The sequence below is a fragment of the Microvirga vignae genome, from assembly GCF_001017175.1.
GTDB classification, from domain to species: domain Bacteria; phylum Pseudomonadota; class Alphaproteobacteria; order Rhizobiales; family Beijerinckiaceae; genus Microvirga; species Microvirga vignae.
Genome location: NZ_LCYG01000045.1, coordinates 43,499 through 61,008 on the forward strand (window position 1 = coordinate 43,499; position 17,510 = coordinate 61,008).

Below are 17,510 nucleotides of genomic sequence, written 5' to 3' on the forward strand. Positions count from 1 at the left end.
AGAGTCTACAAGCAGGGCACACACCGCCCTTGATATGAGGACCTTACCTTGCCAAGCCCGAGCGTTGCTTCCGCGCCTCTTGCCCGCCATGCCATGGCTTACATTCTTGCGGGAGGTCGCGGTTCCAGGCTCATGGAGCTGACCGATATTCGCGCAAAGCCCGCCGTCTATTTCGGCGGCAATACGCGGATCATCGATTTTGCCCTCTCCAATGCGCTCAATTCTGGCATTCGGCGCATTGGGGTGGCAACACAGTACAAGGCGCACAGCCTCATCCGGCACTTGCAGAGAGGCTGGAATTTCTTTCGCTCCGAGCGCAATGAGAGCTTCGACATTCTGCCCGCAAGCCAGCGTGTTTCCGAGACCATGTGGTATGAGGGAACGGCGGATGCGGTGTATCAGAACCTCGACATCATCGCGAGCATCGATCCCGAATACATCATCATTCTGGCAGGTGATCACATCTACAAGATGGATTACGAGATCATGCTCCGCCAGCATGTCGATTCCGGTGCGGATGTGACCGTCGGCTGCCTGGAGGTTCCGCGCATGGAAGCAACGGGCTTCGGTGTGATGGCTGTTGATGAAGCGGACCGCATCGTCTCGTTCCTGGAGAAGCCTGCCGATCCACCTGGCATGCCCGACAAACCTGACATGGCTCTCGCCAGCATGGGGATCTACGTTTTCAACACGCAGTTCCTGTTCGACCAGTTGAGGCGGGATGCGGCTACCCCAGGCTCGAGCCGGGACTTCGGCAAGGACATCATTCCCTATCTCGTCCAGCACGGAAAAGCGGTAGCGCATCGCTTCACCAATTCCTGCGTTCGCTCGGGAGCAGAGGCAGGCGGAAGCGATGCGCTGGCCTATTGGCGCGATGTTGGAACGGTTGATGCCTATTGGGAGGCTAATATCGACCTGACTGCCATCGTACCGACTCTCGATCTCTACGACCGTGACTGGCCGATTTCGACCTTTTCCGAAACCTGGCCACCCGCCAAGTTCGTGCATGATGAAGACGGGGGACGGCGTGGCTATGCGATCAACTCCCTCGTGTCCAGCGGCTGTATCGTCTCCGGCGCATCCTTGCGCCAGTCCCTTGTCTTTACTGCCGTGCACCTTCATTCCTACGCCCACGTGGAGGGCGCGGTCATTCTTCCCTATGCCGATATCGGTCGGGGAGCGCGACTGAAGAACGTGGTGATCGACCGCGGCGTGCGTATTCCGGATGGCTTGGTGGTAGGTGAGGATCCTGAGGAGGACGCCCGGCGGTTCCGGCGCACGGAGCGCGGGATCTGTCTTATCACGAAGCCGATGATCGACAGGCTCTCTGGATGAAGTCTCTGAGCGTTCTGTCCGTCACGTCGGAGCTTTTTCCCATCATCAAAACAGGCGGCTTAGCCGATGTGGCCGGCGCGTTGCCATTCGCGCTGGCCCGTGAGGGGGTGGACGTCATTTCCCTTCTTCCCGGCTACCCCGCCGTTCTGAAAACGCTAAGTCATACTGAAACGGTTCGCGAATACCCGCATCTTTTCGGCGGCTCGGCTCGCCTCCTCTCGGCGACGGTGAAGGGGCTCGATCTCTTCATCATCGATGCGCCGCATCTCTACGAGCGGCCAGGCTCGCCGTATCTGACGCCTGATGGGCGAGACTGGCCGGACAATGCGCGGCGCTTCGCGGCTCTGGGACGTGTGGCTGCCGATATCGGACAGGGCCATGTGTCCGGCTTCATTCCCGATATCGTCCATGCCCATGACTGGCAGGCAGGTCTCGCTCCAGCCTATCTGCATTACAGCGATATGCCTCGACCGGGCACGGTCGTGACGATCCACAACATCGCCTTTCAGGGAATCTTCCCTGCCGATCTGCTCTACGAACTGGGCCTTCCGCCGCATGCCTTCACGGTGGACGGAATTGAGTATTACGGACAAATCGGATTCCTGAAGTCAGGCTTGCGGCTTGCAGACCGCATCACGACGGTGTCTCCGACTTATGCGAAAGAAATCCAAACGCCTGAAGGTGGAATGGGTCTCGACGGTCTTCTGCGCTCCCGGTCAAAGGATGTGTCCGGCATTCTCAATGGAATTGATGAGGACGTCTGGAATCCTGCGAAGGACCCTTCTCTTGATGCGACATTCACCCGTGATACGCTGAACCAGCGCGACGCCAACAAGCTGGCTCTGCAGCAACGTCTTGGACTCGATGAGAATCCTGACGCGATGCTCTTCGGCGTGGTGAGCCGCTTGTCGGAACAAAAGGGACTGGATCTCGTGCTCGCGGCATTGCCTGCACTTCTGGCCGATGGAGCGCAGCTTGCTCTCCTGGGTGCCGGTGAACGGATGCTTGAGGAGAGCTTTCGGGCCGCCTCCATCGTCTATCCGGGACAAGTGGGCTGTTTCTTCGGCTATGACGAAGGCTTGGCGCACCTGATCCAGGGTGGGAGCGATGCGTTGTTCGTGCCCTCCCGTTTCGAACCCTGCGGGCTGACACAGCTCTGCGCCTTGCACTACGGCAACGTGCCTATCGTCTCCCGTGTCGGAGGCCTCGCCGACACGGTGATCGATGCCAATGAAATGGCCGTGGCGGCGGGTGTCGCCACAGGCTTCCAGTTCTCGCCCGTCAATCTGACGGGCCTCATTGATGCGACCAACCGGGCCAAGATCCTCTGGTCTGACGTGGAAGTCTGGCGCCGGGTGCAAAGAAACGGCATGGCAGCGGAGGTTGGATGGGACAGGCCTGCTCGCCAATATGCCCATCTCTATCGCTCATGTCTCGAGGATGTCTGAGAACGCCTATCGGGTGCTCCGCTTCTTCTTCGGTTGCTCCTCCGGCTGGAGTTGGAACAGTAGCAGCGAACGACCGGTCACCGTGTATACCTTATCGAAATTGAATAGTGCCGGGAAATTCAAGTCCGGCCTGTTCGTGTCGACGAGGCATGCCCATGCCTGACCGCCGGTAACGGTAGGGAGCTTGCACCTTACCACGTCATGATGGGCGTTGAGGATCAGGAGCAAGGTGACGTCCGTACCACGTTTGCGGATACCTGTCGGCTGAGCGCGACCGTCAAGCAGAATAAGGATACAGCGGGCGTGAGGATCCTCCCAATGCTCGGGAGTCATTTCGTCGCCTAGAGGAGTGAGCCACGTCACATCCTTGACGTCGAGTTCCTCGTTATAGACCCCTGAGAGGAAGCGGCCGCGACGAAGGATCGGCAGGCTCTGGCGCAGTTGGATCAGCTTACGGGTGAACTCGAAGAGTTCAGCGCCATCCTCGTCGACTCCCTCCCAGTCGATCCAGGAGATGTCGTTGTCCTGCGCATAGGCATTGTTGTTGCCGTGCTGCGTGCGGGCAAATTCATCGCCTGCCAGCAACATGGGTGTGCCTTGGGAGAAGAGCAGAGTGGCAAGCATGTTGCGCATCTGCCGGCAGCGCAAGGCGCGGATCTCGGGATCGTTCGTCTCGCCTTCGACGCCGTGGTTCCAGGACAGGTTGTGGTCGTGCCCGTCCTTGTTGTCCTCGCCGTTCGCCTCGTTGTGCTTGTCGTTATAGGAGACGAGGTCGCGGAGCGTGAAGCCGTCATGGGCTGTGATGAAGTTCACTGAGGCCCAAGGCTTGCGACCACGCTTGTTGAAGAGATCGGCGGAGGCGGTCAGTCGGGAGGCAAGCTCAGGCAGCTTCCCGTCCTCGCCTTTCCAATAAGCGCGGACCGTATCGCGATAGCGATCATTCCATTCGGCCCAGCCAGGAGAGAAGCGCCCGACCTGATAGCCGCCCGGGCCGCAATCCCACGGCTCGGCGATCAGCTTGACGCGACTGAGCACAGGATCCTGCCTCACGGCGTCGAGAAAGCGTCCGTCCTCCTCGAATCCATGTGGCTCACGGGCGAGGATGGTGGCGAGGTCGAAACGGAAACCGTCCACACGGACCTCCTGCGCCCAATAGCGCAGGCTGTCGGTGACCATTTGCAGGATCCGCGAATGGCTCAAGTTGACCGTGTTCCCAGTGCCGGTGTCGTTGATGTAGTAGCGCTTCTCGGGAGCAAGCCTGTAGTAGGAGGCGTTGTCGATGCCCTTGAAGGAAAGAGTTGGGCCCAACTCATTCCCTTCAGCCGTGTGGTTATAGACAACGTCGAGGATCACCTCGATACCGGCATCGTGAAAATGGCTGACCATTTCCTTCAGTTCGTTCACGAATGGGGTCGCGAGATAACGCGGCTGTGGGGCAAAGAAACTAATGGTGTTGTAACCCCAGTAATTGCGTAGATTTTTCTCGATCAGGTAACTGTCATCCACGAAGGCGTGGATCGGCAGGAGCTCGACGGTAGTGACGCCAAGGCTCTTGATGTAGTTGATCGATTCATGATGCATCAGGCCCGTGAAGGTACCACGGAACTCTTTCGGGATCGCGGGATGCTTCATGGTGAAACCGCGCAGATGCGCCTCATAGATGATCGTGCGCTCCCATGGAATCTGCGGCCTGCGTTCATTCCCCCATGTGAAGGCCATATCGATCACCCGACATTTGGGCATGAACGCTGCGCTGTCACGCTCATCGAAAGATAGATCCGCGTCGGGCGAACCGACCTTATAGCCGAACAGGGCAGGGTCCCACTTCAAGTTGCCGATGATGTGCTTGGCATAAGGATCGAGAAGCAGCTTGTTGTGATTGAAGCGATGTCCGGCATCGGGCTCGTAAGGCCCATGTACACGATAGCCATAGGTGGTGCCGGGACGCGCATCCGGTAGGTAACCGTGCCAGACTTCGTCTGTGTATTCAGGCAATTCGATCCGCTCCAGCTCGCGCTTGCCCTCAAGGTCGAAGAGGCAGAGCTCGACCTTGGTGGCATTGGCAGAGAAAAGGGCAAAGTTCACGCCGAGACCATCCCAGGTTGCTCCCAGAGGATAGGGCAGTCCCTCTCGGAGGCGGGATGTCCGCCGGACAGTTGGGGTAACGAGCTCGACTGGGGCTGGCTCTCGTGTCTCGACTTTGTCGTTCATCGTGGGTCTCAGGAAGCGGAGCAGATCGGTTCATATCTTCAACGCGCCAGAAGGCAGGAAGTCCCCTGAAGCTCGACAATCTGCTTCCGCCAATCAGGCGCGCTCAAGAACAAGGATGAGAGTGGCCAGAGGTGGGATGGTGAGGCAGAGGGAGCAGGGGCGTCCATGACTCGGCGTCTCCTCTGCCGACACTCCGCCGAGATTGCCGACATTGCAGCCACCATAAATGGAGGCATCCGTATTCACGACCTCCCGATAGAAACCGGGCAATGGCACGCCGATGCGGTATTCCTCCCGCGGAACAGGGGTGAAGTTCGAGACAACCACCGCGATGGAATTCTCTGCATCTCCCCGCCGCAGCCACGCGATGACGCTGTTGTCTCGGTCATCGGAAACGATCCATTCGAAGCCTTTCCACTCGCAGTCCCGCTCATGCAGCGCCGGAATGGAGCGATAGGCAGCGTTAAGATCGCGGATGAGCGTTTGGACTCCTTTATGGTACGGATCATCCAGTAGGTGCCAGTCGAGGCTCTGGTCGTGGTTCCATTCCTGCTCCTGGGCAAATTCTCCGCCCATGAACAGCAGCTTCTTTCCCGGATGTCCCCACATGAATCCGAAATAGGCACGAAGGTTTGCAAAACGCTGCCATTGGTCGCCGGGCATCTTTCCGATGAGTGAGCCTTTGCCATGAACGACCTCGTCATGGCTGAGCGGCAGAATGAAGTTCTCCGAAAAAGCGTAGAGAAGACCGAAAGTCAGATCATGATGGTGATACCGGCGGAAGATCGGATCCTTGCTGATGTAGCGAAGGGTGTCGTGCATCCACCCCATATTCCACTTGAAGCCGAAGCCAAGACCGCCGGTATAGGTCGGCTGCGAAACGCCGGGCCATGCGGTGGATTCTTCAGCGATGGTGATGGCACCTGGAGCCGTGGCATAGGCAACCTCGTTCATGCGACGCAGGAAGTCGATTGCGCCTAAGTTTTCGTTGCCACCATAGCGATTGGGGATCCACTCGTCAGGTTTGCGAGAGTAGTCGAGGTAGAGCATCGAGGCCACAGCGTCGACACGCAAGCCATCGAGGTGGTAGAGCTCCAGCCAGAAGCGGGCATTAGCGACGAGGAAAGTGGCAACCTCCTGCCGCTCGTAATTGTAGATGTAGGTGCCCCAGTCCTGATGGAAGCCGAGACGCGGATCGGCATGCTCATAAAGATGCGTGCCGTCGAAATAGCTCAGGCCATGCGGATCGTTCGGAAAATGGGCCGGAACCCAATCAAGAATGATGCCGATCCCTGCAGCATGGGCCGCCTCCACGAAAGCTGCAAAATCCTCAGGCGTGCCGAAGCGGCTTGTGGGTGCATAAAGAGAGATCGGCTGATAGCCCCAGGAGCCATCGAAGGGATACTCGGTGATCGGCAAGAGTTCGATATGCGTGAAACCCAAATCTTTCACATAAGGGATGAGCCTGACGGCCAGCTCGCGATAGGTGAGATAGCGGTTGCCTTCCTCTGGCACGCGCGCCCAGGAGCCGAGATGGCATTCATAGATGGACATGGGCGCCTTGCGCTGGTTCTGTGCGGCGCGAGCCCTCATCCATGCTCCATCATTCCACTCGAACTCCGGAGTATTCTTGAGAATAGAGGCAGTGGCGGGAGGGTGCTCAGCCGTGAAGGCGAGTGGGTCGGCTTTGAGCGCCAGCAGATTCCCGTGAAGGCCGATGATCTCGAACTTGTAGCGCTGGCCCGCTATGACGTCGGGAATGAAGAGCTCCCAAACGCCGCCTTCATGACGCCGCCGCATCGGGTGGCATCGTCCGTCCCAGTTGTTGAACTCGCCGACGACGCTCACACGTCGCGCGTTCGGAGCCCACACGGCAAACAGAAAGCCTTGGATGCCCCCCAGATCCAAATGATGGGCACCGAGCTTTCGGTAGATTGCATCGCTGCCCGGATCTCGGAGCTGTGCGATATCGTGATGGGAAAGGAAAGTTCCGAAGCTATAGGGATCGTGCCGGATCTCCACGTGATCCTGGCTTTCGACCTGAAGCCTGTAATCTGGACGTTGCGAAGCGTTCAGAGTGCCGACGAACAGCCCATCGGCGAACCTCCTCTCCATGGGGGCGAGAGTGGTCTGTCCGTCACGCGCGACGACAGTGACCGTATCCGCATGGGGAATGATGGCTCTAACTTCCCAGGTGCCCGGTAGAATCTCGTGGGGACCGAGCATGGAAAAGGGGTCACCGGATGCAATGATGTCAGCAACCGATTGCGGCTCGACCGAACGCTCCTTCACGCTCTGCGATCCACCCCTGCGCTGGGCCATGCTGACTTTCCCTTGGTCTTTCTTCCGCTGCCATGAATGAATCTTCCCGGCGGCGTTCTTGCATCATGAGAGAACACCATTATGGGGCGGACCCGACCCGCGACCAGACGGAAGAGGGCAAAGGGAGGTGAGGGCAGCGCTGGGCGGCGGAAGCCCTCATGGGGACTGATCCTGCTTCAAGACAGCAAAGGGGAAAGAGGACAAGAGCTCGCCCAATATCAGTCCACCGGTCATAATGGTGCTAGTTTGATATGTTATGACATTACTCCACTGACCGCTAGGCAAGGCGAGACCCAACCCGCTCCAACTCGCAGGATCGACCTTGAGGTGGTCCGTACTGATGAGACTGTTCCAAAGGCGGGGAACAATGACAGCGCGTTTGTCGTCACCATGCTGCCTCATGAAGGCAATCACATGGGAGGCATGCTCGCCCTCGACCGATATCGCCTGATAATCACCATCGGCATAGAGGCTGGGGGCTGAGGCACGATCCTGCAGAAGGCGTGCCAGGATATACTGCTTAACGTGGCCACCCTGCCATTCGGATAGGAGCGCTTCCAAAGACGGCGTCTCAGCAAGTGCCTGAGCGCGGGCATCATAATCGACGGGCCTGCGGTTGTCGGGATCGACAAGAGAAAAATCCCAGAACTCCGTTCCCTGGTAGATATCCGGCACGCCCGGCAAGGTCATTTTGAGGATGGTGCGCGAGAGACCATTCAGCATACCGAGAACGGAAATACGCCGAGCAAGGGGACGCAGTCGATCAAGGACTCCGCTCCTCGGATCGAGCACGGCCTGCAACACGCTCAGCGCTGCTTCTTCGTACTCGGTATCTGGACTGACCCAACTCGTCTGCCGTTTTGCCTCCCGAAGAGCTTTGGTGACATAGCCTTTCATGCGCTCATGGAAGAATGCCAGCTGCTGGTTGTCGTCACCATCGAGAAGCTCTAGTGGCCATGCGCCGAGGAGTGCCTGAAGCAGGATCACTTGATCATTCGCATCCGGGGCAGGGGAGCCGTTTATGTCAGAGAGACGGGGGGAGATGGACTCACGCCAGAGGCTGACGGCTTCTTCCCATTGCTCCGGCATTTCCGAGAGCGCCAGCAGACGGGCGCGGGCATCCTCGCCGCGCTTCGTGTCGTGAGTGGCGGTCGCAATCATGGCATAGGGCCAGTCGCTCGCCCTTTTGGCATTGGCCTCGTGGAAGTCTTGCAGGGTGAGGCCGAAATGCCCCGGATCGCCACCGACCTCGTTCAAGGCAATGAGGCGTCCATAGCGGTAGAACAGAGTGTCCTCCAGGCTCTTGGCCATGACCGGGCCGGTCAGTTGCTGAAAGCGCCGGCGGAAGCGTCGGACGTCAGCCGGATCGGCAGCTTCCGTTCTACCGAATAGTGCCGCAGCAATGAAGTCATGCACGCTTTGATCGGGCAGAGTGCTGGACTGCTTGGCCGCTTGGACGGCTCCCTCGACAAGATACAAATCCGCGGGTGAAGGCTCGCCTTCACCAAGATAGCTGCGATAGACCGGGAATACGGTGATGATCTCCGTCAGAGCCCGGCGCAGGGCATAAGCCGTGTAGTCCCGGGTGTGGCGACTGGCGTCCGCAATCGCCTTGATGTCGGAGACCAGGACCTCGAGTTCACTGGCGAAATTCGACTGTGTAACTTCGAGCTTCGCCTGCTTCAGCAGATCATCATATTCATCCGTAAGGCCGGATCCCTCGCGGTAGATGCGTTCGAAGGCTTCGCCCGCCTGCTCATTGAGAAGAACGCCATCGATCAGGTTGAGAACATCATACCCGGTCGTGCCGGCAGCAGGCCAAGGACGCAGTTCCTCTCCGGGTTCCAGAATTTTCTCGACAACGACGTAGAAGCCGGGGCCTAATTCACGCTGCAGCGCGCGGGCATATCCTTCCGGATCGGCAAGGCCGTCGATGTGATCAATTCGCAGGCCATGGATCCGATTCTCCTTCACCAGACGCAGGATGAGCTCATGCGTCCGTTTGAAAACCTCCGGAATCTCGACCCGCATGCCTGCGAGATTGTTGATGTCGAAGAAGCGGCGATAGTTGATATCGCTCGATGCAACCCGCCAATAAGCCAGGCGGTAGGATTGAGCCTCGAGAAGGCGGTGCAGGGCATCGAAGCTATCAGGAAGGCCCTGAGTACCATTGATGGTCTTCAGGGCATGGTCGATGGCTTTCCTGATCAATGGCTGGTCAGCCGCAATGCGCGACAATTGCCGCTTCATATGCTCGCCTTCTTCGGGAAGAGAGGAAAGATACTCCGGTGATTTCCTCCCTCTCATGCTGCGCAGGCGCTCCGTCAGCGCAAGCAAGTCACCGGCCGTTTCTCTTTCATCGAGAGCAGCCAGAGCGTGGTCGAGCACCATGGGATAGGTTGTTGGGCAGATGGGCAGCCGGTGCTCCCAATGCCAGACGCTGAAGCTGCCTTCATCAGCATCGAACTTCAGTGTCAGCTCGCCCTTTTCCAGGGTCTCGCCGTAGAGACTGCCGAGGACGGGCACGATCAGCTTGCCCCGAGCCCCGGACCTCGCCCAATCGATATCGAAGGCATCAGCCGCAGGCGAGAGTCGGCCCCATTCCAGAACTGACAACCACCAGCCATTGGTGCTCCCGCCAACGCCCATATGATTAGGCACGATATCGAGCAGAAGCTTTAGGCCGTTGGCCGTCAAAGCATCCGACAAGCGCCGGAAACCCTCCTCGCCGCCAAGTTCCGGATTGATGGCAGAGTGATCAACGATATCGTAGCCATGCGTCGAGCCAGGGATGGCTGCGTGAATGGGTGACGAGTAGACATGGCTGATGCCGAGTTTGGCCAGATATGGCACGATCTTTACGGCATCATCAAAGGTGAAGTCCTTATGAAACTGCAGCCGGTATGTGGCGCGAGGTGGTGGAGAAGCGAGGGCATTTCTTCGGGGCCGCACGTCCCGTCCCTCTTCCGCGAGAGCGACGGATAACTTCGCCATAAGGTGACCGGGAGCCGTAATGTTTTCGATCGTGTTCGAAAGACGCCGGCGCCAGTTGGGATGACCTGTATCCTGGCCGGGCATGTTTGGCTGGTTCAGCTCACCCGAAGCATCCTCAATTTGTAAGGCCGTAAGCACACATGATGTCCGCGCGAGATAGCGCATGGCTCCTTCGAGCGGCGGTTCATCCGGCGTGCTTGGTGATGAGAGCAGGCCTTCTTCGGCAAGAGCCTTCGTGAAGTGCTGCTTATCCGCTTGGCGTACGGCACGTTCATTCGCTGCTGTCTTGGGGTCGAACACACCGAGCGTCTGACGCAGGTCGATATCGAGCCCTCGCCACCACCCTCTGAATGTGGGAAGATCATGGGTCGTCAGAACGGAAAGGGCTGAGCGTGGATAATCTTCCGGCTTCTTGAAATCGGCTTCGTCACGCTCGAAGGGCATGACGCGATAGCTGAGAAGCCCTGATGCCATAATGGCATCCGAAAAGCCCTTTGGTGCCGTTCCAAGATCTTCCGCGATGACGAGACAGCGGGCACGATGACTTTCCACGCGCAGAACCGCGAGCATGGCTTCGAACGGATAATCGACATAGGCCCCTTGCGATGCCGGCGCTCCGGATGGAATGAGGAAGAGACGCTGCAGCTGGAAGGCGTGGTCGATGCGGATCGCACCGGCATGGCGCATATTCGCCGCCACAAGATCGCGGAACGCTGCCAAGCCTTGCTCTTCCAACGTCAGAGGATTGAAGGGCGGCAAGCCCCAGTTCTGACCTTGCGGTCCAAGAGGATCGGGAGGCGCTCCAACGGCAAGTCCAGGCGCAAATCGATCGGGTGTTGCCCAGATTTCAGAGCCACCGCCGTCAGCCCCGACGGCAAGATCCCGGTAGAGGCCGATCGTCAGGCCAGCTGCCCGTGCGCGCTCGGCGGCTTGTGCGAGTTGACAATCGGCCAGCCATTGAAGCCACACATAAAACGAGATGCGTTCCTGATGGTCATTGCGGAAGCGGCCGACCTCGGTTGACCGGATATCGCGATAGGCCTCAGGCCACTCCCCGACCCACACGTGTCCTTTCTCATGAAAACACTCGGAGAGTGCCTCGAATGTTGCATGCGCTTCAAGTGCTTCTCCTACTACCCGTCTGAAGGCTTCGAACGCAGCATGGTTGCCGGATTTTTGAAAGTGCCTCCACAAGGCATCAAGCATTGGACGCTTGATCGCCCAGGCCTGCGCATAATCAATGAGCTGGGCGCCCTGAAGGTGGGACAAACGCTCCTGAACATCCGCTTGCTGCAGGATCTGCTTGGCCCCGCTCTCGGCAAAGCCCTCCACACTGGTCGGGTCAATATAAAGTGCTTCTAGGAAAAGACGGGAGGAGGGCGAATAGGGTGAGATCTTCGTGCGGTCGGCTGAGAAGAGCGCGTGAACGGGACTGAGACCTAAGAAGGCGCCGCCAAGTGCTCCGACACCTTCAGCGAGGAGAGCAACGTCGACATAATCGCCGATGCCGAGGTCGTGTGTCGAGCGAAGAGAGTAGATCTGAGCAGTGGCTCCCCACAGACGCTTCTGACCTTCGAATGCTTGAGGCCGCCAGCAGGCGTCTGGTGCTGAGATGATCGTCGCTTCAAACTCCCCGAGCTGCAGGCGATGATAGCCCATGGGCAGGACAGGGAGCTTCAGCGCCGCTTCGCCTTTGGGGAGAGTTCCTTCATGCGTTGTTCCTGTCTCTTCCGTGATCAACCAGCTAGTCTGTTCGACTTTGCCGCGCAGCGGGATGGTTGCTGGACGATCAGAGGAAAACGAAATGACGGCGGGGATCGGACCTGCTTTCAATCCTTCCAGCCGGGCAAGGCTCTGCTGCGCTTCATCTTCGGAGCTGATCCTGAGACCAAGAGCCGTTAGAAGGGCGTTGCGGGTTTCCAGGCTCGTCTTGATGCTTCGCCCGAATGCATCTGCGTAGTCCCGTGAAATGCCGACCAGTTCAGCCATGCGCTCCAGGAGAGCATCCAGCTTGCTCATGCCGATGCCTCTTTTACGATGATGCCCTTCCAGGGTTCGAGCTGCACGCTTCCATGGACGGGTAGAGCGTCTGCATTTGACCAGAGCACCTGAGCGCTGTTTCCGACGTCAATCGGCATAGGCCGATCTCCGAAGTTCGCGAGAAGGCGGAGTTCTGCGCCTGCGAATGCCCAAGTTACATCAAGCATGTTTTCTGATGAGATCGTGTAGCGAGAGCCACGATATTCGCTTCTGAGCAGCGGAAGGACCGCGTCTTTCCGTAGCTGCAGCAGGCGCTTTGTCTCCAAAAGGGCTTCCCGATGCGGAGAACGCTTGAGCTCCCCCCAGTCAATCCTGGAGCACTCGAAAGTCGCATCCTCCGTCGGATCAGGAATGCTCTGTGCTGTGTCAGGATCGGAGAACGCTTTGAAGTGCTTGAACTCTCCCCGGCGTCCCTCGCGCACGGCCTTGGCGAGATCGGGCTCTGAATCGAAGTCGACGAAGAACTGGAATGGGGCTGATGCTGACCATTCCTCGCCCATGAAGATCAGCGGAATGTGAGGGGAGAGAAGAAAGATGGCCTGCGCCAGCGCAAGGCGATCCTGGGGAATGAGATGGGAGAGGCGCTCCCCGAAAGCACGGTTGCCGACCTGATCATGATTCTGAAGAAAGGACACGAAAGCTGTCGGCGGCAGATGAGCGGAGGGTTCCCCGCGGATGACGCCCGGCTTATGAGCCGATGGATCACCCTGATAGGCAAAGCCCTCGGCGAGCGCGCGGCCGAGACGTTTGAGAGGCTCGTCCGCATAATCCTGATAGTAACCTTCGTTCTCCCTGGTCAGTAAGGCATGCCAGGAATTGTGGATGTCATCTGCCCATTGCGCTGTGTGGAGGCGAGGGCTTCTGTCGGGGTGCCGCTCGAGCCATTGCGCCTGGTTGGCCTCGTTCTCCAGTACGAGATGGATGTGGCGGTCCGGAATAGCCTGACGGATACGTGTGGCAAGCTCCTCAAGAAAGTGCGGCTTGCTGTCATCGACGATAGCATGAACTGCGTCGAAGCGGAGCCCGTCGAAATGATACTCCTCCAGCCAGTAGAGGGCGTTATGAATAAAGAAGTCGCGCACGATGGGGCTGCCTTCGCCGTCCACATTAATGCCGGCCCCCCAAGGCGTCGGGTGCCGTTCCGTGAAGAAGGATTTGGCATAGGCGTGGAGGTAATTCCCGGATGGGCCGAAGTGATTGTAGACGACGTCGAGGAACATCATCAGGCCAAGCTCGTGCGCATGGTCGATGAGCCGCTTCAAGTCTTCAGGGCTACCATAGGTAGCATCTGGGGCGTAGGGAAGGGTGCCGTCATAGCCCCAGTTCCGGCGGCCAGGAAATTCGGCAACCGGCATCAACTCGATAGCCGTGATGCCCAGATCTCGCAGCGCATCGAGTTTTTTCATGAGGCCTGCATAAGTGCCTTCGGGCGTTGCCGTGCCCACATGCACTTCATAGAGGACGGTCTCTTCCCAAGGCCGTCCGTTCCAAAAGGCGTCGGACCATTCATAGGAGCGTGGATCGACAACAAGGCTCAACCCATGCACGTCGTCTGGCTGGAAGCGAGAGGCGGGATCCGGCACCAAAAAATTTCCATCGATCCTGTAGCCATAACGGCTGCCTGCCTGAGCATTGGATGAAACGAGGCGATGCCAGCCGTCCTCGTGGATTTCCATAGCCTGATCTGTCCCGTCAAGCACAAGCTTCACCTCACCTGCGGTGGGTGCCCAGAGGGCAAAGCGAACACCGTCTGTCGTGACCTCTGCCCCAAAAGGCATCCGGTGAATACGCTGCATGGGCTCTCCAAATAATCAGGGCACTTGCGAACGAGCTTCGCTGTGCAATGTTCCCGAGTCTCGAAAAATTACAGCTAAGGTTGCGGGAGACATCTCCACAATGTGAAATGCTCAACGAGCATAGGTTCCACAAACCCTGCGACAAAATCGACACGCTCGGAGTAGCTAAAAATAATCAAAATTTTCGTGGAACTATTTTGCAGGAAGAGCGTTAGAACCGCGACCTGCTTTGGGCGCGAGGGGTCACCGGGGAGCGCGCCCTCGTGATAACATGTTGGAAATAATTCAACCGGAAGCTGGTGCGGCTTCCGCGACGATGGCACATGCTGAGCTGCATCATGATCGTCCGCCTTCGATTTCTGTAACGCGTAGACAATCCATTCTTTTCGTCACGTCCGAGATAGCCGACTACGTAAAGGCGGGTGGTCTCGGGGAAGTGTCAGCCGCTTTGCCACGGGCGCTGCGGCACCACTACGATGTCCGCATTCTGATACCAGGATACCGTCAGGTTCTCTCGCAAATCGGTTCGGTCGAGGAGATTGCGCGGCTGCCAGCCTCTTTCGGTATTCCGGCATGTGGCCTTGGCCGTGGGATGACGAAGGACGGGTTGACCGTCTATGTCCTCCTGTGCCCCGAATTGTATGAACGTGACGGTTCTCCCTATGTCGATCCTTTCGGTGTGGACTGGAGCGACAACGATATCCGGTTTGCGCGTCTTGGCCTGGCAGCTGCCGATATCGCTTGCGGCAACGGCGATCCTCTATGGCGCGCAGACCTTCTGCATCTCAACGATTGGCCATCTGGCTTAGGAGCTGCATACCTCGCTTGGCGCGGAGAGCATATCCCGACCATTCTCACTATTCACAATCTTGCCTATCAGGGTATCTTCGAGCGCGATCGGCTATCGAGCCTCGGCATTCCGGATGCCGCTTTTCACATTAATGGTGTGGAGTTTTATGGAAAACTGTCTTTCCTGAAGGCTGGAATTTTCTATGCGTCTCATATTACGACCGTGAGCTCGACCTACGCCCAGGAGATTACCCGACCTGAGTTCGGCTGCGGCCTCGATGGCCTCTTAAGAACGCGCGCGAGACAAGGTCGCCTTGATGGCATTATCAATGGTATCGATCCGAGCTGGGATCCCGCCAAGGATCCTTATCTGGTGAGTCGCTTCTCGGCAGAGAATTTCCGGGGCAAGCGCGCTAATGCCAACAATGTGCGCAGGAGCTTCGGGCTTGATCTCTCCAATGGCCCGCTTTTCGCTGTTGTCTCCCGTCTCGTTCATCAGAAGGGTGTGGATCTCGCGATTTCTGCGGCCGAAACCATCGTCTCACAAGGCGGTCAGATTGCCGTCATCGGTCAGGGCGAGCCCCGTTTCGAAGCAGAGCTCCACGCTCTCGCTCAACGCCATCCGGGCTCGGTGGGCGTGAAGATCGGTTATGACGAGGGTGATGCGCGCCGCATGTATGCAGGCAGCGATTTCCTTCTCATGCCGTCGCGGTTCGAGCCTTGCGGATTGAGCCAGATGTATGCTCAGCGTTTCGGATCGTTGCCGATTGCCCATAAAACGGGCGGCTTGGCTGACACCATTGAAGATGGCGTGAATGGGTTTCTTTTCGGAGCGCCCTGTGTCCATCGGTTCACGGATGCGATCAGGCGAGGACTTGAAACCTTCCGTTCACGGCAGCGCCTCTCAGCGATGCGTCGCGCTGCGATGAACAGACCTCATGGCTGGGACCGCTCCGCCTCTAAATATAGGCAAGTCTACGAGCGGGCCTGTCAAACGGCAGCATACGTCTAAGACCACTCCACAACGGACGACAAGGCGGGTGAATGGTTGCCGCTCACCCACTTTTTCCGCGCAGGCGAGCTGAAAGACAGTTGCAGCCTCATTGCTCGAACCTCTGCCGCTTTTTCAATCAGCGTGCTCAATCCTCGTCCTAGGGAAGGGGGCCTCGAACCCTTGAAAGGCCAGGCCCGCCTTAAAGCTCATATTGGCATGGTTATTGCCTGTGATCCCGTGCTGCACCTCAAACAGGGCAGGCGAGGGAGAGGACCATGTCGATGTTGAAGATGACACGTAGATGCCTGATCGCGCTGGCTTCGGCCGCATTGGTTTCAGGCGCGATGGCGGGGGCCGCACAGGCACAGGAAACGATCAAGGTTGGCATTCTTCATTCCTTGTCGGGCACCATGGCGATCAGCGAGACCACGCTGAAGGATGTCATGCTGATGCTCGTCGAAGAGCAGAACAAGAAAGGTGGCCTGTTGGGCAAGAAGCTCGAAGCCGTGGTGGTCGACCCTGCTTCCGACTGGCCCCTTTTCGCCGAGAAAGCCCGTCAGTTGATCAGCCAGGACAAGGTTGCCGCCGTTTTCGGCTGCTGGACTTCCGTGTCGCGCAAGTCCGTTCTGCCGGTCTTCAAGGAACTCAACAGCATTCTGTTCTATCCCGTTCAATATGAAGGCGAGGAGAGCGAACGCAACGTGTTCTACACTGGCGCTGCCCCGAACCAGCAGGCCATCCCGGCCGTTGATTACCTCGCCAAGGAAGAGAAGGTGGAGCGGTGGGTGCTCGCCGGTACCGACTATGTCTATCCACGAACCACGAATAAGATCCTTGAGGCTTATCTGAAGTCCAAAGGCGTCAAGTCTGAGGATATCCTGATCAACTACACGCCGTTCGGTCACTCCGACTGGCAGACGATCGTCGCGGACATCAAGAAGTTCGGCTCGGCAGGTAAGAAGACGGCCGTGGTTTCCACTATCAACGGCGATGCCAACGTGCCCTTCTATAAGGAACTCGCCAACCAGGGCATCAAGGCCACGGATATCCCCGTAGTTGCTTTCTCAGTCGGTGAGGAAGAGCTCGCCGGCATCGACGCGAAACCTCTCGTCGGCCACTTGGCCGCGTGGAATTACTTCCAGTCGGTCGATACGCCTGAGAACAAGGCCTTCATCGAGAAGTGGAGGGCCTTCACCAAGAACGAGAAGCGCGTCAGCAACGATCCCATGGAAGCTCATGTGATCGGCTTCAACATGTGGGTGAAGGCCGTTGAGAAGGCTGGCACGACCGATCCGGACAAGGTGATCGATGCTATCGTGGGCGTGCAGGTTCCGAACCTGACTGGCGGCGTATCCGAGATGCTGCCGAACCACCACGTCACGAAACCGGTTCTCATCGGCGAGATCAAGGAAGACGGACAGTTTGAAACCGTATCGCAGACGGATTCACTTGTGCCTGGAGAAGCTTGGTCGAAGTATCTCGAAGGATCGAGGGACCTGATCGCCGATTGGAAGACTCTCAAGTGCGGCAACTACAACACCGTCACCAAGAAGTGCGGCGCCTAACTACGTGAGCAGAGAG

General features: G+C 58.0%; 8 protein-coding genes. 4 read left to right on the forward strand and 4 right to left on the reverse strand.

Annotated features, from left to right (window positions below):
- Window positions 1-48: 48 nt before the first annotated feature.
- Both glgC and glgA (AA309_RS18090) read left to right on the forward strand, forming a co-directional pair.
- Window positions 49-1,335, forward strand: a complete 1,287-nt coding sequence (gene glgC, locus AA309_RS18085; protein WP_084731366.1) for a glucose-1-phosphate adenylyltransferase — start codon at window positions 49-51, stop codon at window positions 1,333-1,335.
- On the forward strand, window positions 1,332-2,783 hold the full coding sequence (gene glgA, locus AA309_RS18090) for a glycogen synthase GlgA (protein WP_047190415.1): 1,452 nt from the start codon (window positions 1,332-1,334) through the stop codon (window positions 2,781-2,783). Before glgC ends, glgA (AA309_RS18090) begins: the two co-directional genes overlap by 4 nt.
- Before the next feature lie 6 nt (window positions 2,784-2,789).
- Here the strand turns inward: glgA (AA309_RS18090) and glgX are convergent, their stop codons facing one another.
- From glgX to treZ, 4 genes are all read right to left on the reverse strand, one after another.
- On the reverse strand, window positions 2,790-4,994 hold the full coding sequence (gene glgX, locus AA309_RS18095) for a glycogen debranching protein GlgX (protein ID WP_047190416.1): 2,205 nt from the start codon (window positions 4,992-4,994) through the stop codon (window positions 2,790-2,792).
- A gap of 93 nt (window positions 4,995-5,087) precedes the next feature.
- Entirely contained in the window at window positions 5,088-7,316 is a 2,229-nt protein-coding gene (gene glgB, locus AA309_RS18100; protein WP_047190417.1) for a 1,4-alpha-glucan branching protein GlgB, read from the reverse strand.
- A 156-nt stretch (window positions 7,317-7,472) separates the two neighbouring features.
- Window positions 7,473-12,329 (reverse strand): malto-oligosyltrehalose synthase, encoded by a 4,857-nt coding sequence (locus AA309_RS18105; protein ID WP_047190418.1) that lies wholly within the window; start codon window positions 12,327-12,329, stop codon window positions 7,473-7,475.
- A complete protein-coding gene (treZ, locus tag AA309_RS18110) occupies window positions 12,326-14,146 on the reverse strand; it encodes a malto-oligosyltrehalose trehalohydrolase (protein ID WP_047190419.1) in 1,821 nt (606 codons plus the stop codon). The genes AA309_RS18105 and treZ overlap by 4 nt, the downstream gene beginning before the upstream one ends.
- 316 nt (window positions 14,147-14,462) lie before the next feature.
- Here treZ and glgA (AA309_RS18115) point away from each other — a divergent pair, with 316 nt between their 5' ends.
- Window positions 14,463-15,947: a glycogen synthase GlgA gene (gene glgA / locus AA309_RS18115; protein WP_047190420.1), complete on the forward strand. Its 1,485-nt coding sequence runs from the start codon at window positions 14,463-14,465 to the stop codon at window positions 15,945-15,947.
- A 263-nt stretch (window positions 15,948-16,210) separates the two neighbouring features.
- On the forward strand, window positions 16,211-17,494 hold the full coding sequence (gene urtA, locus AA309_RS18120; RefSeq protein ID WP_047190458.1) for an urea ABC transporter substrate-binding protein: 1,284 nt from the start codon (window positions 16,211-16,213) through the stop codon (window positions 17,492-17,494).
- Window positions 17,495-17,510 lie beyond the last annotated feature (16 nt).

Coding starts and splice junctions, on each gene's coding strand:
- glgA (WP_047190415.1), top strand. CDS start 1,332: ATGAAGTCTCTGAGCGTTCTGTCCGTCACGTCGGAGCTTTTTCCCATC.
- glgX (WP_047190416.1), bottom strand. CDS start 4,994: ATGAACGACAAAGTCGAGACACGAGAGCCAGCCCCAGTCGAGCTCGTT.
- glgB (WP_047190417.1), bottom strand. CDS start 7,316: ATGGCCCAGCGCAGGGGTGGATCGCAGAGCGTGAAGGAGCGTTCGGTC.
- AA309_RS18105 (WP_047190418.1), bottom strand. CDS start 12,329: ATGAGCAAGCTGGATGCTCTCCTGGAGCGCATGGCTGAACTGGTCGGC.
- treZ (WP_047190419.1), bottom strand. CDS start 14,146: ATGCAGCGTATTCACCGGATGCCTTTTGGGGCAGAGGTCACGACAGAC.
- glgA (WP_047190420.1), top strand. CDS start 14,463: ATGGCACATGCTGAGCTGCATCATGATCGTCCGCCTTCGATTTCTGTA.
- urtA (WP_047190458.1), top strand. CDS start 16,211: ATGTTGAAGATGACACGTAGATGCCTGATCGCGCTGGCTTCGGCCGCA.